Genomic DNA, 23,549 nt, shown 5'->3' with positions numbered 1-23,549 from the left:
CCACCACCGACGTCAGTCGGCGAACGTGGAGGCGTCGATGACGAAGCGGTACCGCACGTCGGAAGCGAGCACGCGCTCATACGCCGCGTTGATCTCGGATGCCGGGATCACCTCGATCTCGGCGGCGATGCCGTGCTCGGCGCAGAAGTCCAGCATCTCCTGCGTCTCGGCGATGCCGCCGATGTTGGAGCCCGCCAGCGAGCGGCGTCCGCCGATCAGCGACATGACCTGCACGGGGAGCGGATCGGCCGGAGCGCCCACGCACACCATGGTGCCGCCGACGTCGAGCAGGCTCAGGTAGGAGCGCGTGTCGATCACGGCGCTCACCGTGTTGAGGATCACGTCGAACGACGACCGCAGCTCGCGGAAGGTCTCGCGGTCGCTCGTCGCGCGGTAGTCGTCGGCCCCGAGGCGCAGGCCGTCGTCCTTCTTGCCCAGCGTCTGCGAGAGCACGGTGACCTCGGCGCCGAGTGCGTGCGCGATCTGCACGCCCATGTGCCCGAGCCCGCCGAGTCCGACCACGGCCACGCGGGTGCCCGGTCCGACGTTCCAGTGCTTCAGCGGGGAGTATGTGGTGATGCCTGCGCACAGCAGCGGGGCGGCGACATCGAGCGCAAGAGCATTCGGGATGCGGAGCGCGAACTTCTCGGTGACGACGACCTGCTCGGAGTAGCCGCCCTGCGTGATGGTGCCGTCATGATCGGGGGCGCCGTAGGTGAAGACGGCCCCGTTCGTGCAGAACTGCTCGTCGCCGCGGAGGCAGTTGCGGCACTCGCCGCACGAGTTCACGAGGCATCCGACGCCGACACGATCGCCGACAGCGTGCTTCGTGACCTCGGCGCCGACGGCCGCGACCGTGCCCGTGATCTCGTGACCGGGGGCGAGCGGGTAGCTCTGCGGGCCCCAGTCGCCACGCACGGTGTGGATGTCGGAGTGGCAGATGCCGGCGAAGGCGATGTCGATGAGCACGTCGAGCGGACCGAGCTCGCGCCGCTCGATGACGGTCTTCTCGAGCGGGGCGGCTTCACTGGGGGCGGCATAGGCGTTGACGCGGGTCATTTCGGGCTCCTTGTTCTGACGACCCGCTCCACACTACGCATCCGCGGGCTCGCGAGGAGGCCGAGCCCCGCTCGACCGACGCGGCGATAGGGTGAGCCGCAAGACTCCGGAGGGGGAAGTCGCGATGCGCCGATCCAGCACGCTCGCCAGACTGATCACGGTCATCATCGCGGTCGTCATCACACCCGTCGCCGTCGGGCTTCTCGCCAGCGGGGGCACGAAATGGCTCATGACGTACTTCGAGTACGGGAGTTCCGGTGACGGATTCGGGCCGCTCCTGATGCCGACGCTGCTTCAGGCTCTCGGCATCCTCCTCCTGGTAGCCGTGGTGCTGACCGGCGTCTGGAGCTCGGCGGGGCTGCTCGCGGTCGGGGCCCTCGCCCTCGTACCCCTCGCCTTCGCGCTCTTCCCCGCGTTGCTGCTGGAGTCCTACCGGGTGCTCGGTCCCGTGCTGCCGCGCGAATGGATCGACGGCCTCACCTACGGCATCCCGCTGATCTTCTTCCCGGCGCTGGGCGCGATGGGCATCGTCCTGGCGAACGTGCGCCGCCGTCCGGAGCGGCCGGCGACCGTCCTGTCGATTCTCGGTCTCGTGGCTGCGCCGATCCTCCTGGTGGCCGGCATCTGTCTGCTGGCATGGGGAATCGCTCGCGGGCAGTTCACCGCGCTGCAGCAATTCCGGTTCGAGTTTCTTCCGGATGCTGCCGCCGCTGTACTGGTCGGGACGCTGCTCGCCATCGCCGGTGTGTTCGTCACCCGTTGGTCGACGTTCGCCCTGGTGCTTCCGGCCGTCGCCCTGATCGTGCTCAGCCTGCTCATCCTCGTGCCCGACGTGATCTTCTCGACGCTCGGCGGGATACCGATGATCGGGCGCACCCTGCCTCAGCTGGTGATCCTCGGTGTCGGAACAGCGATCGCTCTGATCTATCTCGTCTTCACCGTGGTGGTGCTGCGCGTCCGTGCGCGCGCACTGGTGGTTCGGTCGGTGGCGGGAACGCAGTATCCGACGGCTCCGCACTACCCACCCGCAGTGGACGCCTGAGGTCGGGGCGCCCCGACCTCAGCGCTTCTTCAGATCGCCGAGGGGCTCTCGTTTGCTCTTCTTCTCCTTGACCGGCGCCTGACCCGAGGCCTCGAGGTCGGCATAGTAGGCGCGAGCCTCGTCCTGCCGCTGCTTCTCGATGCCGCTCGCGATGGGCGCCCGCACGTGCTCGGGCTCGTACCCGAACGCGTCGACGAGGTCGAGCGCGTGCGGACGCAGCCGGGCGCACAGGCGGTCGATGTACTGCGACACCGCAGCGGCGCGCTGGTTCGACAGGCGTCCGTTGATCAGGTGCCAGGCGAGGTGCTTCTCGATCAGCTGCAGACCGAAGAGGTCGCGCAGCCACGTCAGGACCTTCTTCGTGTCGGCGTCGTCGATCGCGTGCACGGCGTCCGTGAACGCCTCCCACTGCAGGAGCTCTCCGTGAGCGCGCGCCGCTTCGATGAGCTCGGCCTGGTTCTCGTTGAACAGCCGTGCACCGAGAGCCTTATCCTTCGCGCCGGGACGCAGTCTGCCTGCGATGTCGGCCACCATCTGCTGCACGCGGCCGGCGAGCAGATCGTGCTGCTGCTCTTCGCGCAGACCGTTCTCGACCGAGCGGGCCACCTGCCCGAAGTCGGCGACCGACTGTCCGAGCTGACGCAGACCCGCGCCGTGGAAGACCTTGCCTGCCGTCATGCCGACGGCGAACTTCGCCAGGGTCGCGGCATCCTTGCCCTTGAACTGCTGCGCGTAGTCGGTGAGCAGACGCTTGCCGACGAGCTGCAGCAGCACGTTGTTGTCGCCCTCGAACGTCACGTAGATGTCGAGGTCGGCGCGCAGCCCGACGAGGCGGTTCTCGAACATGAAACCGGCGCCGCCGCAGGCCTCGCGAGCCTCCTGCAGCGTGTCGAGCGCGTGCCAGGTCGACAGCGGCTTGAGGGCGGCGGCAAGTGTCTCGAGGTCTTCACGGTCCGCCGGGGTGTCGATGCGACCGGAGAAGACGCCGTCGAACTTCTTCAGGAACTCGTCGTGCGCGAAGATCTGGGCGTAGGTCGTGGCCAGCCGCGGCAGCAGACGCCGCTGGTGCTTGCCGTAGTCGAGGAGCACGACCTCCTGCCCGTCGGCACCGTCGAACTGTCGGCGCTGGGTCGCGTACGTGATCGCGATCTTCAGCGCGAGAGCAGATGCCCAGGATGCCGCGCCGTCGAGCGACACGCGTCCCTGCACGAGGGTGCCGAGCATCGTGAAGAAGCGGCGGCCGGGGCTGTCGATCGCGCTGGAGTAGGCGCCGTCGGGGGCGACGTCGCCGTACCGGTTGAGGAGGTTCGTGCGCGGGATGCGGACGTGATCGAACGAGAGCCGACCGTTGTCGATGCCGTTGAGTCCGCCCTTGAGCCCGTCGTCCTCACGGCCGATACCGGGGAGATCGTTGCCGTCGTCGCCACGAAGCGGCACGTAGAAGCAGTGCACGCCGTGGTTGACGCCGTTCGTGATCAGCTGCGCGAAGACGGTCGCCGAGATGCCGTGCAGCGCCGCGTTGCCGAGGTACTCCTTGGTCGCCGCGCGGAACGGCGTGTGAATGACGAACTCCGAGGTTTCCGGATCGTAGGTCGCCGTGGTGCCGACAGCGGCGACGTCGGAGCCGTGGCCGATCTCGGTCATCGCGAAGGCGCCGGGGATCGACAGGTCCATGACTCCGGGGAGCCACTTCTCGTGGTGCTCCTTCGTGCCGAGCTGCAGGATGGCCGACCCGAACAGGCCCCACTGCACGCCCGACTTGATCTGCAGGCTCGGGTCGGCGACCACGAGCTCCTCGAAGCCGGCGATGTTCGCGCCGTTGTTCTCCTCGCCGCCGAGGGACTTGGGGAAGGCGCGGTGCACGGCCTTGTTCTCGACCAGCAGATGCAGCTGGCTGAGCACCCGCTCGCGATGCTCGTCCTTGCCGAGGTCGTCCTTGCGCCAGAACGCCGAATCCTTGATCATCTCGCGCGCCTGGCGCCGGGTGTCGGCCCACGTACCCATCAGGGCATCGTTCACGCGGGCGACATCGAGGTGCGGGACGTCAGCGGCGTCACGCGACGGGTGGGGTGTCGTCGAAGGACGGACGGCAGCGTCGACCATGAGCATTCCTCCAGGGAGAAGTAGGGATGCCTCCATGGTAGGTCTGCCACAAACCACGGTGAAGTCGCCTGTGGTTTTCCTCTAAGCGGATGCCGGATCGCACCGGCATCCGCTTGTCGCCAGCCGACAGGTGCGGGCCACCGTCAGGCAGCGGCGATGACCGCGAGCACGCCCTCGCCGTAGGCCTCGCGTTTCTTCGCGCCGATGCCGGTGATGCCGTCGAGGTCGCCGAGCGATGCCGGGCGGTGCTCGGCGAGCGCCCGGAGCGTCGCGTCGCCGAACACGATGTACGCCGGAACACCCTGCTCGCGCGCGGTCTCGGCCCGCCAGGCGCGCAGCGCCTCGAAGATGCCGCGGTCGGCGGCATCCAGGGTGTCGGCGGCACTCGCCTTGCGGGCGCGGGTCGACGAGGTCGGCCGGCCGATCGTGTCTTTGCGCAGCGGCACGGGCGTCTCGCCGCGCAGCACGGCGGCCGCGGGCTCACCCGGAGCGAGGGTGCCGTAGTCGCCCTGGGCGACGAGGATGCCGCGGGCGAGGAGCTGCCGGACGACACTGCGCCAGTCCTGGTCGGACAGGTCGGCCCCGATGCCGTAGGTCGCGAGCTTGTCGTGCCCCTGCTGTCGGATGCGCTCGGTCGACGCGCCACGGAGGATGTCGACGAGGTGCCCCGCGCCGAACGACTGATTGCGCTCGCGCTTCAGCCGCACGATCGTCGAGAGCAGCTTCTGCGCGGGGACCAGCCCGTCGAAGGTCTCGGTGTCGTCGAGGCACGTGTCGCAGTTGCCGCAGGGCTGCGACGGCTGGCCGAAGTAGCCCAGCAGGTTCTGCCGACGGCACTCCACCGTCTCGCAGAGGGCGAGCATGGCGTCGAGGTGCTGGCCGAGCCGCATCTTGAACGTACGATCGCCAGGGCTCTGATCGATCATGCGCCGTTGCTGCACGACGTCGCCGAGGCCGTACGCCATCCACGCGACGGAGGGCTCGCCGTCACGGCCGGCACGACCGGTCTCCTGGAAATACCCCTCGACGGACTTCGGGAGGTCGATGTGCGCGACGAACCGGACGTCGGGCTTGTCGATCCCCATGCCGAACGCGATGGTCGCGACCATGACGACACCGTCTTCGCGGAGGAAGCGCGACTGGTTCGCGGCACGCACCTCGGCGGGAAGACCCGCGTGGTACGGCAGCGCGTCGATGCCCTGGGCGGCGAGGTAGGTGGCCGTCTGCTCGACCGACTTGCGGCTGAGGGCGTAGACGATGCCGGCGGGCTGCGGTCCGGAGTCGGAGGCCGGGGTCTGGGACTTGATGAACGAGACCAGCTGCTTGCGCGGATCGACCTTGGGCACGATCCGGTACTGGATGTTGGGGCGGTCGAAGCTCGCCACGAAGTGCTTCGCCGCATCGAGCTGCAGCCGCTCGGTGAGCTCCTTGTGCGTCGCCGCGGTCGCCGTCGCGGTGAGCGCCATGCGCGGCACGCCGGGGAACCGTTCGCCGAGGTCGCCGAGCGCGAGGTAGTCGGGCCGGAAGTCATGGCCCCACTGCGACACGCAGTGCGCCTCGTCGATCGCGATCACGCTGAGCGTGCCGCGCTGGAGGAGGGCGGTGGTCTGGGCGCTGGACAGCCGCTCGGGCGCGACGTAGATGAGGTCGAGCTCGCCGGCGACGTATGCCCGTTCGACCTCGCGCCGCTCGTCGATCGCCTGCGTGGAGTTGAGGTACGCGGCCTTGACGCCGTTGGCGCGCAGCGCGTCGACCTGGTCGTGCATGAGCGCGATGAGCGGGCTGATCACGAGCCCCGTGCCCTCGCGCACGAGCGCCGGGACCTGGTACGTGATGCTCTTGCCGCCACCGGTCGGCATCAGCACGACCGCGTCGCCGCCGGCGATCACCTGCTCGACGATGTCGGCCTGATCGCCGCGGAACTCGTCGTAGCCGAAGACCGTATGCAACGCCTCGGCGGCAGTCGCGTAGCGGCTCGGGGTGGCCTTGCGGACGGCCGGGGCGGATGCCGGAGCAACCTTCGTGACCGGGCCCGGTCCCCAGTCGAGCGGCGGTTCGAACCCGGCGCCCTGGGGCTCCCAGTCCATCGGCTCGGGCGGCTCGCTCGCTTCCCAGCCGTCGTCGTAGGGCTCGTCGGCGTACGGCAGATCCGCGTACGGGTCACGGGGAGTCTGCGGCATCCCTCCAGCGTAACGATCCCCGCCGACGTCGGCGGCGCCTGTCCACAGTTCCGGGCGTAGGTTGGATGCAGACGCATGAAGGAGCCGCCATGACCGACATCACCGTCACCCTCAACGAGGATGCCTCCCGCTACGAGATCCGCGTGGGCGACGAACTCGCCGGCTTCGCCGCGTTCGATCGGCGGCCCGGTTCCATCCGCTTCCTGCACACCGAGATCGACGACGCGTTCCAGGGTCAGGGTCTCGCCGGACGGCTCGCATTCGATGCGCTGACGGATGCCGCGGCATCCGGAAACGCGATCGTGCCGCTCTGCCCCTACATCGCGAAGTACCTCGAGACGCACGAGATCGCGGGAGCGGAGATCCGCTGGCCGCGCCCCTCGACGGGCTCAGGCCCTTCGTCAAGCTCAGGGACCTCAGGGTCATGATCGGGGCACGCCGCATCGTCCTGGAACCGCGTGAGGTTCCGCTCGGCGGAGTCCGCGGGATGAACGTGCTGCGCGCGCTCCCGCACCGCAATCTGCCGACGATCGGCGCCTGGTGCTTCCTCGACCGGTTCGGCCCCGCCGAGACGAAGATGCGGGTCGAGCCGCATCCGCACATCGGCCTGCAGACCGTGACCTGGCCGCTGGTCGGCGAGATCCGGCACCGCGACTCCCTCGGCAGCGACGCGGACCTCCGCCGCGGCCAGCTGAACCTGATGACGGCCGGCAACGGCATCTCGCACTCGGAGTACTCGATCGGCGACGGCCCCATCCCCCTCGACGCGCTGCAGCTCTGGGTCGTGCAGCCGGAGTCCGCCCGCCACGGCGCGGCCGGATTCGAGCGGCACACCGACCTGCCGGAGGTGACGGTCACCGCCGATGAGGGAGAGGATGCCGCGGCCACAGTCGTGCTCGGCGAGTTCGCCGGCGTCTCGTCGCCGGCGACCGTGCACACACCGATCGTCGGCGCGGAGATCGCGCTCGCCGCCGGCTCCCGCGTGCGCCTTCCGCTGCGGTCGGCCTGGGAGCACGCACTCATGCTCGTCGAGGGCGATGCCGTCGTGTCGGAGCATCCGCTGGCGCGCAACGATCTGCTGTACCTCGGCGACTCCCGCGACGAGGTCGAGGTGTCGTCGACCGAGGGCGCGCTGCTCTTCCTGCTCGGCGGCGAGCCGTTCGAGGACGACATCGTGATGTGGTGGAACTTCGCCGGTCGAACGCACGAAGAGATCGTCGCGGCGCGCGAGGAGTGGGAAGCGGCATCCGCCCGTTTCGGCGAGGTCGAGGGACATGACGTGCGCATCCCCGCGCCGCCGCTGCCCGATGTGCGGCTGATGCCGCGCGGACGGAAGATCTGAACCGGATGACGACGTCGAACGTCTTTCCTGGTGAACTGGCGCCGATGCCGGATGCCACGTCCTTCGCCATGATCATGTCGCCGAGCGACGGGCCGGTGCCTCGCGCGCGGTTCGTCGAGGGCTTCGAGCTCTTCGAGGCATTCGCACGCGACGCCGGCGCTGACCCTGCCGCGCTCGCCGCCGACCTCGCCGCGCTGTGGGATTTCGTGGCCGCGCACCCCGACCTCCTCGCCTCTCCGGAGGTGGCGGATGCGGCGGCACGCTTCCTGGGGAACGCGATCGCCAGGGCGCACCCGGCGGCGACGTGGCGGATGACGAGCGAACCCGAGGTGGGCACTTCGACGATGTCGGTGACGGTCGTCGGCCTGCTGCGGACGATCGTGGAGCGCCCGGATCAGCGCGAGCCGTTCCTGGAGATGATCGCTTCCTGGCCTCAGGTGGACCGCGACGCGCAGGAGCTCTCGGCCCTCGCGCAGGAGGACGCCGATGTCGAGCTCGTCGTCGCACCGGTGCCCTTCGCGCGTCCAGCGCTCGCGATCCCGGAGTTCGTCGATGACGACGGCCGGGTCATCGACTACGGATCCCGCTGGGCCGGCGGCTCCCCGCCGGAGGACGCCTACTCGCGGGTGTCCCATCCCGAGCGCTTCGCCCCGGTGGTGTCGGTCGTCGACGCGCTGGTCGAGCACCTCGAGACCTGGTACGACGTCGACGTCGAGCGACGTGACGGCGAGGCAGAAGCACGCGTCGTGCACCTGCGCCCCACGACGGGCGCGGCGATCACCCTCACCGCGACCGCGTCGTCCGTGGGCATCGAGGCTGGAGCACTGTTCCGGGACATGATGCCCAGCTGCACCTGTGACGCGTGCGACGAGACCGCGGAGACCGTGGCCGACCAGCTCGAGGAGACTGTGCTCGCGATCGCAGCCGGAGGGCTGAGGGAACTGTTCCCCGTCGGTGATCGGCGCTTGCTGCACGCCCGGATCCTCACGGCCGACGGCGGCGGACGGTCGAGCAGCGGCGAGCCCGGCCCGTCGCTGCCGCGCGATCTGCTGGACGACGCCACGACGCTCCTCGAGCGTCTCCCCGGCGGGTGGTGGCCGGCCTGGTCGCTGCGCTCCGCGCAGCACTGAGGGCGCCCTCAGCCGCGCTCCGGCGTGTGCACGCGCGCGAGGAACCTGTCGGTGCGCGGTGACGGTCCGCGTGGGTCGAGCATCGACACCACGACCGTGACCGCTGTGGCGAGCGGGATCGTCCACGCCGCGGGCTGCGCGAGGTACGGAGCGGCGACGCCGACCCCGCCGATCGCCGCGTGCACGAGAAGCGCGAGGCCCGCGGCGAGCCCGCCGGACAGCATCCCCGCCACCGCCCCTCGCGCGGTGAGCCCGCGCCACCACACTCCCAGCAGTACGACGGGTGACAGCGTCGACGCGGCCACGACGAAGACCACCCCGACACTCGATCCGAGACCGGCGGGAGCCGTGAGCAGCGCGATGACGAGCGGCACCAGGGTGCACAGCACGGCAGACAATCGGAACGAGCGCACCGAGCCGGAGAACGCGTCCTGACTGATCACGCCGGCGAGAGACACGACGAGTCCGGCCGAGGTCGCCAGGAACGCGGCGAACGCGCCGGCCACGATGAGCGCAGTGAGCAGTTCGCCGAAGACACCGGGGAAGACGCGGGAGGGCAGTACCAGCACCACGGTGTCGGCGACGCCGGGAACCGCCAGGTCGGGGGCGGCGATGCGCGCGAGCAGGCCCATGGTGCTCGACACGGCGTAGAAGGCGCTCACCATCACGATGACGATCACGGTCGTGCGCCGAGCCGACACCCCTGTCGGGCTCGTGTAGAACCGCACCAGGACGTGCGGCAGGCCCATGGTGCCCAGCAGCAGCGCGAGCAGGAGGGACGCCGTCTCGTAAGCGTCGAAGCCCGAGGGACCGGCCTCGATGGGGAACACCAGCGCGGGATCGAAATCGTGCGGACCGCCGCTGAGCGCGAACGCGATGCACACCACGGGCACCAGCAGTGCGGTGAGCTTGAGCCAGTACTGGAACGCCTGCACGTACGTGATCGCGCGCATCCCGCCGGCCGCGACCGCGGCAGCCACCAGCACCGCCACGGTCACCGCTCCCACCCACTCGGGGAGCCCGGCGACGACGAGGAGCGTGATCCCCGCCCCGTGCAGCTGAGGCACGATGTACAGCCACCCGATGATCAGGACGGCGAGGCTGGTGACGCGCCGCGCGGACGTGGAGTCCAGGCGCGCCTCGATGAAATCGGGGATCGTGTACGCGCCGCTGCGCCGGAGCGGAGCCGCGACGAAGGCCAGCACCAGCAGATATCCCGCGGCGTAGCCGATCGGGAACCAGAAGCCCCGAGCCCCGTCGAGCAGCACCAGCCCCGCGAGTCCGAGGAACGTCCCGGCCGACAGATACTCCCCGCTGATCGCCGACGCGTTCCACACCGGCCGCACCGTGCGGGACGCGACGAAGAAGTCCCCGGTCGTGCGCGAGATCCGCAGCCCGTACACGCCGATCAGCAGGGTGGCGACGATGACGAGGGCCACACCCACCAGGTCCATCACCGCGTTCATTCGCGATCCCGGAGCGCACGGTACCGGCGCTCGTTGCGGGCCGCAGTGCGCACGTAGAGCACCGCGAAGACGACGATGATCGGGTAGAACGCGTACGCCTGCAGCAGCCACGACAGCGGCAGCCCCCACACCAGCACCTGACCGATCTCGGGAATCAGCGCGATGGCGAGCGTGAGGGCGACGACCACGAGCACGAATCCGGCGACCGTGCCGAGCGCGAGCCGCAGCTGGCTGCGCATGAGCGCCCGCGCGTAGACGGCATCCGCTTCGTCCACCGGCGCGCCGGGCAGCGCGATGCCCCTGGTGAAGGTCGCGGGGCGACGGGTGGGGAGATCGGCCGTGACCCGAACGCGCTTGGGCGCCTCGGTCATCCGGAACCCTCTCCGCGCACGAGCGCCTCGCGGACGGCCGGCACCAGGCGTCGACTCACCGGCAGTGCGAGGTCGCCGATCGAGACGGAGGGGTCCGCCCCCGAGAGGCGCGCTTCGGTCACCGCCGTCGTGCGGACGAGTGAGGAGCGATGGATGCGGAGGAATCCGGCATCGGCCCACCGCACCTCGAGCTCCGAGATCGGGATGCGCACGAGGTGCCCGACGCCGTCGCCGGTGTGCAGACGGGAGTAATCGCCCTGCGCCTGCACCCAGCGCACCTCGCTGCGTCGCACGAATCGCACCGCGGAGCCGACCGTGACGGGCACCATCTCGTCGTCGCCCGGCCGTGCGGTGTCACCGAGTTCGGCGACGCGATCGATCGCCTGCCGCAGCCGCTCGCCGCGGACGGGCTTGAGCAGGTAGTCGGCGGCCCGCAGCTCGAAAGCCTCGACCGCCCGCGCATCGTCGGCCGTCACGAACACCACGGCCGGCGGGTGGGCGAGCGCGAGCAGCGCCCGGGCGAGCTCGGTGCCGGACAGCCCCGGCATGTGGATGTCGAGGAACGCGATCTGCACGGCGCGCTCCGAGAGCTGACGGAGGGCATCAGCGCCGGAAGACGCCGAGAGGATCTCACCGATGCGGTCGTCGGTGCGCAGCAGATGGACGAGTTCGTCGCGTGCCGGCTTCTCGTCATCGGCGACCAGGACGTCGATCACGGGTGCACCGGATCGTGCAGAGGATCATGCAGAGGCTGCGACTTCGGGACTCGCATGCGCACCAGGGTACCCGCGCCGGTGTTCGTCTCGACGACCAGTCCGCCGTCGGGTCCGTAGAGCTGGCGGAGCCGGGTGTCGACGTTGCGGAGACCGACGTGCACGCCGTCGTCGGCGGCGGTGAGGGTCATCCGCAGCGCATCCGGATCCATCCCGACCCCGTCGTCCTCGACCGCGACCTCGGTGTGGGTGCCGTCATCGCGCGACACGATCCGGATCTCGCCACCGCCCTCCCCTGGTTCCAGGCCGTGCCGCACGGCGTTCTCCACCAGAGGCTGCACCGACAGGAAAGGGATCACGGTCGCAAGCGTCTCCGGGGCGATCTGCAGCGTGACCCGCAACCGGTCGCCGAAGCGGGCGCGTTCGAGCTCGAGGTAGGAGTGGATACTGCCGAGCTCCTCGGCGAGCGTCGTGAACTCGCCCTGCCGCCGGAAGGAGTACCGGGTGAAGTCTGCGAACTCGAGCACGAGCTCGCGGGCACGGGCGGGGTCGGAGAGGATGAACGAGGCGATCGCGGTGAGCGCGTTGTAGATGAAGTGCGGCGAGATCTGCGCGCGCAGAGACCGCAGCTCCGCCTCGGCAAGCTGCGTGCGTGAGGCGTCGAGGCCGCCGAGCTCGACCTGCGCGGCGCACCAGTCGGCCACCTCCTCGGCCGCGCGCACGAGGGCGGCGGGCACGGGAGACGCGAAGGCGACCACGACCCCGGCGACTCGTCCGTCGACGAGGATGGGGGCTCCGACGGCTTCGAGATCGTCGCCGGGTCCTGGTGCGGGGAAGATTTGTCGGCGCCCCGAGGCACCGACCTGCTCGGCGATGCGTTGCGCGGCCGACTCCAGCCCGTCGGATTGCCCGTCGAACGAGACGTTCCCGTCGGAGCTGACGATCGCGACCGCCGCGCTGCCGAGCAGGACCCGCAGATGACGGGCGGCCTTGACGACGTCGGGTCCGGAGAGTCCCGCGCGCAGATGCGGCGCGGCGAGGCTCGCGTGGTGCAGTGCGTTGAGTGCCGCCTGCTCCGCGTCGCTGCCGAGGTCGGCCGCTCCGCGCGCGAGACGACGGGCCAGCAGCAGGAGCACCGTGAGGACGATCCCGCCGAGCACGCCGAGGCTGGCTGCGAGAACGACGTCGGTCATGCGTTCAGCCTAGATACCTCTCAACAGCAGCGGGCACCGGGATTGCGGTCCTGGTCGTCCATCTTCTGCCGCCAGAACTGCCGCTCCGTCATCGGCTCCTCATCCGGATGCTCACGGCGGTGATGGGCGACGTAGGTCGCGTAGGCCGTGTCGCCCATCAGCGTCGTCATGTACCAGCGGATGCCGCGGCCGACCCGCCCTGCGGCACGGAGGACCGTGCGCAGAGGGGTGGTCGCAGCATCCGTGTGGTTCGTCATCGCGAGCCCATCAATGCCTCGACGCCTTGCGGTCGCCGGCGAGGATCGGCTCCCACTGCTTCTCGAGCTCGCGCTCGGCCGCATTCGGCAGGAAGCCTGCCGGCGCGAAGCGTCGGGAGGCCACGGGCTCCTCCTCGGTGTTCTCGCCGCCGCCGTTGCGGATCGCCTTGATCGTCACGATCACGGCCGCGATCATCACGACGATCGCGAGCGTCACGAAGATGATCGACAGCGTGCCCTGCACCGCGGTGTTGCGGATGACCGCCTCGAGCACCTCGGGAGCACCGAGCGAGTCGTCGCCGTTGTTCTTGGCGTCGAGGTACTTGAAGTGGTTCGCCCAGTATCCGATCCCGGGGACCGGGGAGAGGATCTTGTACAGCGAGGCCGTGATGGTCACGACAGCGGTGAAGGCGAGCGGGAGACCGATGATCCACAGCCACTTGAAGTAGCTGCGGCCGCGCTTGGCCACGATCGCCAGCACCACGGCGAGCGCGATCGCGGCGAGCAGCTGGTTCGCGATGCCGAACAGCGGGAAGAAGGTGTTGATGCCGCCGAGCGGGTCGGTGACGCCGAGGATGAGGATCGCTCCCCAGCCGGCCACCATGATCGCGGTGCAGATCCAGACGCCGGGACGCCACGAGACGTCACGGAACTTGGGGAACCAGGCGCCGATGGAGTCCTGCAGCATGAAGCGGGCGACACGGGTTCCGGCATCCACCGCGGTGAGGATGAACAGCGCCTCGAACATGATCGCGAAGTGGTACCAGAACGCCATCAGCGCCTGCCCGCCGAGCGCCTGCTGCATGATGTGCGCGAGGCCGAGCGCGAGTGTCGGGGCACCACCGGTGCGCGACACGATCGACTCCTCGCCGACTGCCTGGGCTGTACCCGTGAGCATCTCGGGTGTGAGGTTCACCCCCGTCAATCCGAGGGAGTTCACGAAGGCGACCGCACCCTCGACCGTGCCTCCAGTCGCCGCCGTCGGGGCGTTCATCGCGAAGTAGATGCCCTGGTCGATCGAGATCGCGGCGACCAGCGCCATGATCGCGACGAACGACTCCATGAGCATGCCGCCGTACCCGATGAAGCGTGACTGGCGCTCCTTCTCGATGAGCTTCGGGGTGGTGCCGGAGGCGATCAGGGCATGGAAGCCGGAGAGCGCTCCACAGGCGATCGTCACGAACAGGAAGGGGAAGAGGGGCCGGCGAACACCGGACCCATGCCGTTCTCGCCGAAGATGCTGACCGCGGGGACGGTGATCTCGGGGCGTACCAGGATGATCGCGCCGGCGAGCATCACGATCACACCGATCTTCATGAAGGTCGACAGGTAGTCGCGCGGGGCGAGCAGCAGCCAGACCGGGAGCACCGCGGCGACGAAGCCGTAGATGATGATGCCCCAGGCGATCGTGGTGCGGTCGAGGTGGAAGATCGCCTGACCCCAGTCGGTCGCCGCGACCTGGCCGCCGCCGATGATCGCGGCCATGAGGAGCACGAAGCCGATGATCGAGACCTCGGTGACCTTGCCCGGACGGATGAAGCGCAGGTAGATGCCCATGAAGATCGCGATCGGGATGGTCATCGCGACCGAGAAGACGCCCCACGGGCTCTCGCCCAGGGCGTTGACGACGACGAGGGCGAGGATCGCGACGATGATCAGCATGATCAGCAGGGATGCGATGATCGCGGCGGTGCCGCCGATCTTGCCGAGTTCCTGCCGCGCCATCTGACCGATCGTGCGGCCGCCGCGACGCATCGAGAAGAAGAGGACCGTGTAATCCTGGACGGCGCCGGCGAGCACGACGCCCACGATGATCCAGATCGTGCCGGGGAGGTAGCCCATCTGCGCGGCGAGCACGGGACCGACGAGCGGTCCGGCACCGGCGATGGCGGCGAAGTGGTGGCCGTAGAGCACCCGGCGGTCGGTGGGGACGTAATCCTTGCCGTCCTGTCTGACCTCGGCCGGGGTCGCCCGGCGGTCGTCGGGGCGGGTGATGTACTTCTCGATCACCTTCGAGTAGAAGCGGTAGCCGATCAGGTACGTGCAGACCGCTGCGAACACGAACCAGATCGCGTTGACGGTCTCGCCCCGGACGATCGCGAGCATGGTCCAGGCCACGGCGCCCAGGAGAGCGATGGCCGCCCAGATCAGGATCTTCGGCAGGGTCCAGCGGTTCGCCTTCTCGTGGTGATCGTCGGAGAGGGCGACGGAGGGGAGTTTCGGATCGGTGACGATCTCGGGGGCGGTCATGGGGATCTCCTCGGTGTGCGCATCATTGCGTTTTCCCACGCTAGGAAGTTGGCAGCGTCGCGGGCGGGTCGGAGAGCGGATGCTGCGACGAGCGGCGCCGATCACGCGACGAACGGGCCTTTCGAATCGCGCAAATGGGGCCTTTCAGGGCTGGATTGACACCAATTGCGCGATTCGAAGGCGAGCGTCCGGTACGCACACAGCGCCCCGCGATCCGGAGACCGCGGGGCGCTGTGCTGTGGGGGATCTACTACGGCTTCACCGTCTCCGGGGCTTCCGTCGGCGGGGCCTCGGTCTTCGGGGCTTCCGTCGGCGGGGCTTCCGTCTTCGGGGCTTCCGTCGGCGGGGTCTCGGTCTTCGGGGCCTCCGTCTTCGGGGTCTCCGTCTTCGCGGCGGCCGGTACGTCGACCTCGAGAACCGTACGGATCGCCGACTCGCCGTAGCGCACGAGTCCGAGGTAGCGGGTACCGGCGGTGAGGCCGGTCCAGCTGAGCTCGTAGTTCGTCTTCTGGCCGCGGACGGCGACGATCGGGTTCGGCGTGGCGGTGAGCGCACCCACTCCGTCAGGCTGCACGTTGGCGTAGGACATGTCCCACGTCATCGGGCCCGTCGTCGAGAACACGTTCGCCACGACCAGGTACGTCCCTGCGGTGGGTGCGGGGATGGTGACCTGCTCGTCCGCCGAGGCGGTCGCCGACTGCCAGCGCTGGTAGTACTGCAGGTCGTCCGGGCTCACCACGCGGTACACGGTGAGGTCGAGGTCGCTGCCCGTGTCATCCGACGAATCGAGGTCGAACCGCGAGAGCGTCGTGCCCTCGGGGACGTTCACGATCCACGACACGTTCTTGTTCGCGTCGCCCGAGGTCTCGTCGCCCGAGTGACCCTCGACCGGGTTCGCCGGGTCGGAGAGCAGTTCGAACGCCGTGAGTCCGGAGACGTCGAGCGCCAGCGGACCGTTGAGACCGGGGGTCACCGGCACCTTGACGCTGCCGTCGACGCCCGTGCCCGCGACCTCTGCCGGAGCATCCGCCGTCACCGGGAACACCGCGATCGGCGAGCGGACCGTGTTCTTCTTGCTCTTCCAGACGAGCGAACCGGTGGCCCACTTCTCGACCGGCGCGGTGGCGTTGTCGAACGTCACCGTGAAGGTCTTCGTCTGACCCGCCCGGTCGAACGTCAACTGCGCCGGCTCGACCTTCACGTTCACGCCCGGCACGGAGGCCTTCGCCGTGAACACGCCCTTCTCGGTCGAGGTGACCGTGCGGGTCACCTTCTGCGCGCTCGCGAGCGAACCGATCGAGATCGACGCCTGGTTGAGGTTGCTGCCATCGATCGGATCGATCCCCGGGAAGTCCGAGAGGCCCTTGCCGTCGAGGAACGCCGCCCAGTCCTTCACGCCGCTGAGGTACAGCAGGCCCGGGTTGAAGTAGCGCTTCGGGTCGACCTGACCTGCACCCTGCTCGAACGGGTTCGTGTTCTTCGAACCGTCCGGCAGCACCGTGTCATACGCGGTGGTCATCATGGCCGACTTGACCTCGGCCGGTGTGGCCCGCGGCTTCTCGCCCAGGTACAGCGCGCCGAGACCGGCGATGTGCGGCGAGGCCATCGACGTGCCGGAGAGGATGCCGAAGGTCGGCTTCTCCCCCGGTGCGTTGTGGGTCGCTGCGAGGATCGCGACACCGGGAGCCGCGACATCCGGCTTCATGACGTCACTGCCGTCGGCCAGCATCGGTCCGCGGCTCGAGAAGCCCGCGATCTGCGGCGTGGGCGTGGTGACACCGGTGGTGTTCTCGCCGACCAGCGTGATCGGGCGATCCTTGCCACCCTGCACGTAAGCGAGGACGGCGGCGCGGTTCACCGAGCTGAGGTGCACGGTGGGCACGGCGTGGAAGTCGTTGTCCAGGGAGTCGGAACCACCCGGGACGTTCACGAGGACCATGCCGATGCCGCCGGCATCCTTCACGACCTGCGACTTCTCTGCGCGCGCGTTGTTGCCGCGGTCGCAGACCACGATGTGACCCGTGACCTTCGCCGGATCCAGCGTGCCGGGGAGGCAGAGCTGCGCGTCGACCGCGCCCGCCTTGGCGGCATCGCCGGCGTAGATCGACGGACCCTTCACGGTCTTGCCGAAGGGCACGCTCACCGAGGCGCCCGCCTTCTCGAAGCCCGGGAACTGGACGGTGCCCTCCCAGGTCGGGATGGTGGATGCTGCCACCGTCGTGTACCAGGGCGAAGCGTGGTCGGCCGTGACCGGGTCAGGACCGTCGTTGCCGGCGCTGACCGCGACGAAGACGCCCGCGGCTGCCGCGTTGAAGAACGCGATGTCCTCCGGGGCGAGAACGGTCGAGGCCGCTCCGCCGCCGATGGAGTAGTTGATCACGTCGACGCCGTCGGCGACGGCCTGGTCGATCGCGGCGACGAGGTCGCTCAGGGCGCAGACGTCGTCGGTGGTGACGGTCGTGTCGGGGCCGACGTAGCAGGCCTTGTAGGCGGCGACCTTCGATGCCGGTGCGACGCCCGAGACGGTTCCGAGCTTCACACCCTCGACCGATGCCTTGACCTTGAAGTTGCCCGCCGCGGTGCTCGCGGTGTGCGAACCGTGGCCGTCGCCGTCACGCGGCGAGAGGTAGTCGTACTGGAAGTCGAAGCCCGATGCCTCTGCGCCGGCGTAGAAGTACTGGCCGCCGATGAGCTTGGAGGAGTAGTCGCTCTTGTCCCAGTCCTGGCCCTCGACCATCGCGGAGCGGAACTGGCCGCCGTCGGACTTGTCGAAGTACACGTAGGTGCCGTCGGAGTAGGGCTGGTTGCCCTTGTGGCGGCTCTGCTGCTTCTTCTGCTTCTTGAGCTTCTTGCCCTCGAAGGACGGATGCTCGGGCGCGATGCCGGTGTCGATGACGCCGACCACGACGCCCTCGCCGGCCTTGTCGACGCCGCCGGTCTGCTGCCAGACGCCGCCGCGTCCCCTGCTGTCGTCGCCGAGCCCGAGGAAGTCGGTCGACGTCTGTGCGACGGGGTGACGGATCTCATCGGGGAACACACCGAAGACGTCCTTGGAGGCGCGGAGCTTGTCGACCTGCTCGCCGGTGAGATCGGCGCTGAAGCCGTTCAGCGCGACCTGGTAGGTGGTGTCCGGGGTGATGCCGACCTGGGAGACGAGGTCGGTCTGCTCGGTCTGGAGGTGATCGACGTAGCGCTGCGAGTCCTTCGACTGCGTCTCGAGTTGCTCGCCTTCGGCCGGCTTGGTCGCCTTCAGGCCCTTGATGTCGCCTTCGTAGCTGGCGAGCGGATCGGCCTTCATGACCACGATGTAGTGGCCTGGCGTGCCCTCGACCGGGACGGGGTGTGTCACCTCCTCCGTTCCTGCGTAGCCTGCGGTTGCCGTTGACGCGATGAACAGCGTGGCCAAGGTGGTGGCTGCTGCCATCCGGAGGGGTGTTCGACCCATGTGGTGCTCCCGATGATCCGGTACGACCGCGTTGCCGCACCGCGGCTCAAATTAGTCCGGGGCCCGCGACCGCGCCAGATGCAGAGGGGAAGAGTAGACGAACGGCCACCCTAGTGACTTTCGTCGACAGGACGGGTCTCGGGTCGGCCCCTGCGCGATTTCTCCCGGCGCTCGCGCGGCGCCCGGGGGTGGGCGCACAACTAGGCTGGAACCGTGGCCCGAACCCCCGTCCTTTCGACCAGATTGCTGCTGGTCTGCGCAGCCATCGGGGTCGCGACGGGCATCATCGGCGGCATCGCCGGGTGGGTGACGATCCCCGTGCTGGCCGGGCCCGTGTTCCTGTACGGGCTGGTCCTCGGGTCGCATGTGCTGCCCGGCATCATCGCGCAGGAGGTGCTGCGTCGACCGTTGGTCGCGCTGATCACGCACGTGATCGCCGCCCTCGTCGCGAGCGCCTTCAACCCGGCATGGTCGCTGCGGTTCATCGGCACGGCGCTGCTGTTCGGGGCGATCCAGGAGGGCGTCGCGGCCCTCACCCGGTACCGGGCGTGGGGCGCCTGGCGCTTCTTCATCTCGGCCGCGGTGATCGGTGTGATCGTGGCCGTGGTCGTGTTCTTCGCGGCACACCTGGGAACGCTGCCGCCCTGGGCGCAGGTCCTCTACCTGGCGATCTCGGTGGTCGGGCCGGTGGCGTGGACGGCGATCGGACTCGCGGTGGGCGCCTCGCTCAGCCGCGCGGGGGTCGCTCGGCGCTGAAGCGGCGGGTCGGGATCGGGGCGGCGCAGCATCCGTCCGTCGCGATGGCGAATCAGGTAAGGCTCAGCTAAGTTGGACGAGTACGATCCGCCGACTCCCGGGACTTCGCCGTGCGCTCATCCGCGCCTCTGCTCCGCGTGCGTGAGCTCTCTCTCACCCACGCGGATGCCGCGCACCCGTCGCCGCGCGATGTCACGTTCGACATCGCCGCGGGCGAGGTGGTGCTCCTGCTGGGGCCGTCGGGCTCCGGCAAGTCGACGCTGACGCTCGCGCTGAACGGACTCATCCCCCACGCACTCCCGGCGACGATGACCGGCACGGTGGAGGCCGGTGGGGTCGACACCGCGACGGCGCAGACGTCGACGTTGAGCACCCGGGTCGCGATGGTGTTCCAGGATCCGGATGCGCAGATCGTCACGGGCACGGTGTACGACGAGGTCGCGTTCGGGCCGGAGAATCTGCTGCTCCCGCTGGCCGAGGTGCGGGCCAGGGTGGAGGACGCGCTCGGGCGGGTCGGGCTGTGGGAACGGCGCGACGACAACCCCGACCACCTGTCCGGCGGCGGACGGCAGCGTCTCGCGATCGCCTGCGCCCTGGCGATGGGGTCGCCGCTGATCGTGCTCGACGAGCCGACGGCGAATCTCGATCCGCAGGGCATCGACGACGTGTACGCGGCGCTCGCGGATGTCGTCGCGGCGGGCGATCGCGCGATCCTGCTCGTGGAGCACAACCTGGATGCTGCGATGGGCTTCGTCACGCGGACGATCGTGCTGGATCGCGACGGCCGGGTCGTGTTCGACGGGCCCGCGGCGGAGATCATCCGCGAGCATGCCGACGAGCTGGTCGCGATGGGGGTGTGGTTGCCGGCGGCGACGCTGGCCGCGCTGCGGCTGCGGGGCGAGGGGTTCGCGCTCAATCCGCTGCCGCTGTCTCCGGATGAGCTCGCGGAGGCTCTCCGTTCATCGAGCGGCGTGCGGGTGGATTCCCGAGACGGTGCGGATCGCTCGTCGCGACCGGTGGGCTCTGCGGGCAAGGCGAGTGCGACGGCCGAGACCGAACCGATCATCCGCGCCCGCGGTCTCACGGTGCGAAGGCGTCGGACTGAGATCCTGCACGGGATCGACCTCGATCTCGAGGCGGGCAGCCTCACGGCGATCGTCGGTGCGAACGGTGCCGGGAAGACCACGCTGATTCAGGCGTTGGCGGGTGTCGTGCCGCCACCGAAGGGGCAGGTGCGCGTCGACGGTGTCGACCCCGGGACGGCGTCTCCGCGGGAGCTCGCGGCGCGGATCGGGTTCGTGTTCCAGAATCCGGAGCACCAGTTCATCGCGCACACGGTGTTCGACGAGTTGGCGCATGGCCTGCGACTGCGGCGTTCGCAGGCGTCGAGGTCGAGGGCCGGGCTGACGGATGCCGGGCTGACGGATGCCGAGATCGCGGAGCGCGTCGAGGCGATGCTCGTTCGGTTCGGGCTCGAGCACAAGGCCGACGTGCATCCGTTCCTGCTCTCCGGTGGCGAGAAGCGCCGCCTGTCTGTGGGCACCGCTCTGATCACGCGGCCGCGGGTGCTGGCGCTGGACGAGCCGACGTTCGGGCAGGATCGCGCCAGAGCATCCGAACTCCTCGCCCTGCTGGAGGGTCTGCGCGAGGAGGGGACGACGATCGTCATCGTCACGCACGATCTGCAGCTGGTCGCCGAGCACACCACGCACACCGTGATCCTCTCCGATGGGCGGGTGCATGCGGCCGGCCCGACGGCGGCGCTCTTCGACGACGAGAGCGTCTTCGCCGGGGCGGGGCTCCGGTTGCCCGCGTTGCAGCGGGTGCTGGCGGCGCATCACCGGGCGGTGGGGTCGTGAGCGCGGTGGTGTTCGATCCGTATGCGGCGATGGTCGCGACGTCGCAGCACCAGTTCCTGTACGCGCTGAATCCGCTCGCCAAGGTGGCGGGCTTCGCACCCGCGATGGTGCTGCTGATCTTCGTTCGCGATCTCGCGACGCCGGCCGCGTTTCTCGTGCTGGCGTGTGCAGTGATCCTCGTCGGTGCTCGTCTGACCACGCGTCTGCTTCTGCTGCTTCTGCTGGCTCTGCCGGTCGGGATGCTCGCGATCGGTGTCGGGTTCTCCGTGTGGGTGGATGCCGCGCTCGTCGACGGCAGCGCGCCCGTCGTCGAGGTCGGCGGTTGGACGCTGTATTCGGGCGCACTGGCGATCGGGTTCGCGACGGCTCTGCGTCTCGGTTCGATCATCGCGCTGGCTCTGGTCGGCGGGCTCACCACGAGCGGCCCCGACCTGGTGCGGGCGAGCGTGCAGCAGCTGCGCGTGCCGTATCGGATCGGGTACACGGCCTTGGCGGCATTCCGGTTCGTGCCGCGGTTCGGTCATGAGCTGGCCGTGATCCGGGCGGCTCACCGCGTCCGTGGCCATCACGGCGGCCGCGGTCCGTTCGCTCGTCTCGCCCGCGGGTGGGGGTACGTCGTGCCGCTGCTGGCCGGGGCGATCCGGCATGCCGAACGCGTGGCTCTTGCGATGGATTCCCGCGCGTTCGGCGCCCACTCGACGCGCACCGAGCGGCACCTGGTTCCCTTCCGCACGCGCGACACGGTGTTCGTCGTGCTGTGCCTCGCGGCATCCGTCGTGATCTTCTTCGTCTTCTTCCCCTGGCAGCTTCCCTGAAAGGCGTCCCATGGCGTTCAGCAAACTGGTCAAGCCCGACTCTTCCGAGCTCATCCACCTCACGGTGCAGCGCACCGAGCGACTGTCCGAACACTGGATCCGCGTGACGCTGGGCGGCGGTGAGATCGAGAGGTTCCGCCCGATGGGGTTCGATCAGTGGTTCCGGTTGTTCCTTCCGATCGGGGGTGACGCGGGGCTCGAGCGGGTGCCGGCGAAGGCGAACAAGATGTTCGGGTATCTGAAGTTCCTGCGCATTCCGGATGGTGAGCGGCCGGTGATGCGCAACTACAGCGTGCGGGCGTACCGCGCGGCGACGGCGTCTTCGGGTGCCGAGATCGATGTGGACTTCGTACTTCATGGCTCGGCTGCGGATGGGACTGCCGGTCCGGCATCGCGGTGGGCGGAGACGTGCCAGCCGGGCGAGCACGTGCTCATCATCGATGAAGGGCTCACGTTCAACCCGCAGCGGGGAACCGACCGGGTGGTGCTGGTCGGCGATGAGACGGCGCTTCCGGCGATCGCGTCGATCTGCGCTTCGCTGCCGGCGGATGCTGTCGGCACGGCGATCATCGAGGCACCCTCGGAGGAGGACGCCCTGACGTTCCCGCATCCGTCGGGCGTCGAAGTCGTGTGGATCGTGCGGCCTCATGACGTCGCACCGGGTTCTCTCGCGCTCGAGACGCTGGGGCGCACGGCGCTTCCGGATGCGCCATTCCATGCGTACGGGGCCGGCGAGCAGGCTCTCGCGTCGGGCGTGCGGAAGCATCTGGTGGGCGAGCGTGGCGTGGACAAGAACGCGGTGAGCTTCTGCGGGTACTGGAAGATCGGTGCCGCGTCTCCTGCGTCGAAGGCGGCTCGTGAGGCTGCTGCGGAGCCGCTGGTATGAGCGGGACGGATGCTCGGACGCCCCGAGCTCGCGGACGCTTCCGATTCCCGACCGCGATCCTGTTGACGTGTGCGGCACTCGGCGTGGCTGGGGGACTTCTCCTCGCGCCGGCCAACTGGGTCTCGACGATCCTCTTCCCCGGTCTGCCGTTCGTCAGCGTCGCGCTGGCCGGGCTGTGGCTGCTGCCCTCGGTCATCGCGCTCCGCCTGCTGCGGCGGCCTCTTGTCGGGTTGCTGGTCGGGCTGCTCGCGGGGCTCATCATCGTGCCGTTCTCGGGCTACGGGTTCCGCAGCGTCGCCACGAATCTCTGGTGGGCGGCGTTCACCGAGCTGCCGTTCCTCTTCGTGCTCTGGCGCTATTGGGGCACATGGTTGCACTACGTCGGCGCAGCTGTCGTCGGCGTCGTGTATCCGTTGTTGGCGTGGGCGTCTTTCGACCTCGAGTCGATGAGCATCGGTGTGCGGGTCGCGTTCTTCGCCATCACACTGGCGAGCTCTGTCGGCGGGACCGCGCTCGGCATCCTGATCGCGGATCGGCTGCGCCGCGCTGGCGTCGGTAGACGGAGTCTGCAGGTGCGCAAGCCAGCTCGCCAGGGTGCGCCGATCGAGTCGCCGGCAGCGCAGACCGAGGCGTGAGATCGCGCTTGGCTGAGGCGCTGAGCTGACGCGTCCGAGCTGCGGAA

Annotated in this window: 18 protein-coding genes and 1 pseudogene; 9 read left to right on the top strand and 10 right to left on the bottom strand. The window is 69.3% G+C overall.

Annotation, left to right across the window (positions count from 1 at the left end; genetic code table 11):
- Positions 1-12 precede the first annotated feature (12 nt).
- Entirely contained in the window at positions 13-1,059 is a 1,047-nt protein-coding gene (locus V5D55_RS09040; protein WP_435749071.1) for an NAD(P)-dependent alcohol dehydrogenase, read from the bottom strand.
- A 91-nt stretch (positions 1,060-1,150) separates the two neighbouring features.
- On the opposite strand from V5D55_RS09040, the gene V5D55_RS09035 reads away from it, so the two are divergent.
- On the top strand, positions 1,151-2,101 hold the full coding sequence (locus tag V5D55_RS09035; protein WP_435749070.1) for a hypothetical protein: 951 nt from the start codon (positions 1,151-1,153) through the stop codon (positions 2,099-2,101).
- 18 nt (positions 2,102-2,119) lie between these two features.
- Here the strand turns inward: V5D55_RS09035 and V5D55_RS09030 are convergent, their stop codons facing one another.
- Both V5D55_RS09030 and recQ read right to left on the bottom strand, forming a co-directional pair.
- The gene (locus tag V5D55_RS09030; protein WP_435749069.1) at positions 2,120-4,204 is read right to left on the bottom strand and encodes an acyl-CoA dehydrogenase family protein; all 2,085 of its coding nucleotides are present in this window, start codon (positions 4,202-4,204) and stop codon (positions 2,120-2,122) included.
- A 143-nt stretch (positions 4,205-4,347) separates the two neighbouring features.
- Entirely contained in the window at positions 4,348-6,384 is a 2,037-nt protein-coding gene (gene recQ / locus V5D55_RS09025) for a DNA helicase RecQ (RefSeq protein ID WP_435749068.1), read from the bottom strand.
- Between the two features lie 89 nt (positions 6,385-6,473).
- Between recQ and V5D55_RS09020 the strand changes: the two genes are divergently transcribed.
- The 3 genes from V5D55_RS09020 to V5D55_RS09010 are packed head-to-tail and all read left to right on the top strand — an operon-like array spanning position 6,474 to position 8,856.
- The gene (locus V5D55_RS09020; RefSeq protein ID WP_435749067.1) at positions 6,474-6,812 is read left to right on the top strand and encodes a GNAT family N-acetyltransferase; all 339 of its coding nucleotides are present in this window, start codon (positions 6,474-6,476) and stop codon (positions 6,810-6,812) included.
- Positions 6,809-7,726, top strand: a complete 918-nt coding sequence (locus V5D55_RS09015; RefSeq protein WP_435749066.1) for a pirin family protein — start codon at positions 6,809-6,811, stop codon at positions 7,724-7,726. The genes V5D55_RS09020 and V5D55_RS09015 overlap by 4 nt, the downstream gene beginning before the upstream one ends.
- A gap of 5 nt (positions 7,727-7,731) precedes the next feature.
- On the top strand, positions 7,732-8,856 hold the full coding sequence (locus V5D55_RS09010) for a DUF6226 family protein (RefSeq protein ID WP_435749065.1): 1,125 nt from the start codon (positions 7,732-7,734) through the stop codon (positions 8,854-8,856).
- Between the two features lie 8 nt (positions 8,857-8,864).
- Here V5D55_RS09010 and V5D55_RS09005 read toward each other — a convergent pair whose 3' ends face one another.
- From V5D55_RS09005 to V5D55_RS08975, 7 genes and pseudogenes are all read right to left on the bottom strand, one after another.
- Positions 8,865-10,322: a cation acetate symporter gene (locus tag V5D55_RS09005; RefSeq protein ID WP_435749064.1), complete on the bottom strand. Its 1,458-nt coding sequence runs from the start codon at positions 10,320-10,322 to the stop codon at positions 8,865-8,867.
- Complete coding sequence (locus tag V5D55_RS09000) at positions 10,319-10,693, bottom strand: heavy metal transporter (protein ID WP_435749063.1); 375 nt, start codon at positions 10,691-10,693, stop codon at positions 10,319-10,321. Before V5D55_RS09000 ends, V5D55_RS09005 begins: the two co-directional genes overlap by 4 nt.
- Entirely contained in the window at positions 10,690-11,409 is a 720-nt protein-coding gene (locus tag V5D55_RS08995) for a LytR/AlgR family response regulator transcription factor (RefSeq protein ID WP_435749062.1), read from the bottom strand. Before V5D55_RS08995 ends, V5D55_RS09000 begins: the two co-directional genes overlap by 4 nt.
- Positions 11,406-12,599 (bottom strand): sensor histidine kinase, encoded by a 1,194-nt coding sequence (locus V5D55_RS08990; RefSeq protein WP_435749061.1) that lies wholly within the window; start codon positions 12,597-12,599, stop codon positions 11,406-11,408. The genes V5D55_RS08995 and V5D55_RS08990 overlap by 4 nt, the downstream gene beginning before the upstream one ends.
- 20 nt (positions 12,600-12,619) lie before the next feature.
- A complete protein-coding gene (locus V5D55_RS08985; protein WP_435749060.1) occupies positions 12,620-12,856 on the bottom strand; it encodes a YbdD/YjiX family protein in 237 nt (78 codons plus the stop codon).
- 10 nt (positions 12,857-12,866) lie between these two features.
- Positions 12,867-14,962, bottom strand: a pseudogene (locus V5D55_RS08980) (carbon starvation CstA family protein).
- A gap of 394 nt (positions 14,963-15,356) precedes the next feature.
- A complete protein-coding gene (locus V5D55_RS08975) occupies positions 15,357-18,455 on the bottom strand; it encodes a S8 family serine peptidase (RefSeq protein ID WP_435749059.1) in 3,099 nt (1,032 codons plus the stop codon).
- Between the two features lie 309 nt (positions 18,456-18,764).
- On the opposite strand from V5D55_RS08975, the gene V5D55_RS08970 reads away from it, so the two are divergent.
- The 5 genes from V5D55_RS08970 to V5D55_RS08950 all read left to right on the top strand — a co-directional run bounded on the left by V5D55_RS08970 (position 18,765) and on the right by V5D55_RS08950 (position 23,502).
- Positions 18,765-19,307 (top strand): ECF transporter S component, encoded by a 543-nt coding sequence (locus V5D55_RS08970; protein WP_435749058.1) that lies wholly within the window; start codon positions 18,765-18,767, stop codon positions 19,305-19,307.
- Positions 19,308-19,417: 110 nt separating this feature from the next.
- Entirely contained in the window at positions 19,418-21,166 is a 1,749-nt protein-coding gene (locus V5D55_RS08965; protein ID WP_435749057.1) for an ABC transporter ATP-binding protein, read from the top strand.
- Between the two features lie 29 nt (positions 21,167-21,195).
- A complete protein-coding gene (locus tag V5D55_RS08960) occupies positions 21,196-21,981 on the top strand; it encodes an energy-coupling factor transporter transmembrane component T (RefSeq protein ID WP_435749277.1) in 786 nt (261 codons plus the stop codon).
- 10 nt (positions 21,982-21,991) lie between these two features.
- Entirely contained in the window at positions 21,992-22,867 is an 876-nt protein-coding gene (locus tag V5D55_RS08955; RefSeq protein WP_435749055.1) for a siderophore-interacting protein, read from the top strand.
- Positions 22,864-23,502, top strand: coding sequence for an ECF transporter S component (locus tag V5D55_RS08950; RefSeq protein ID WP_435749054.1), 639 nt, complete (start codon positions 22,864-22,866; stop codon positions 23,500-23,502). The genes V5D55_RS08955 and V5D55_RS08950 overlap by 4 nt, the downstream gene beginning before the upstream one ends.
- The last annotated feature ends 47 nt before the right edge of the window (positions 23,503-23,549 follow it).

It is taken from the genome of Microbacterium sp. PMB16 (genome assembly GCF_051294855.1).
Taxonomy (GTDB): domain Bacteria; phylum Actinomycetota; class Actinomycetes; order Actinomycetales; family Microbacteriaceae; genus Microbacterium.
This window is presented reverse-complemented; position numbering and strand designations above follow the sequence as displayed.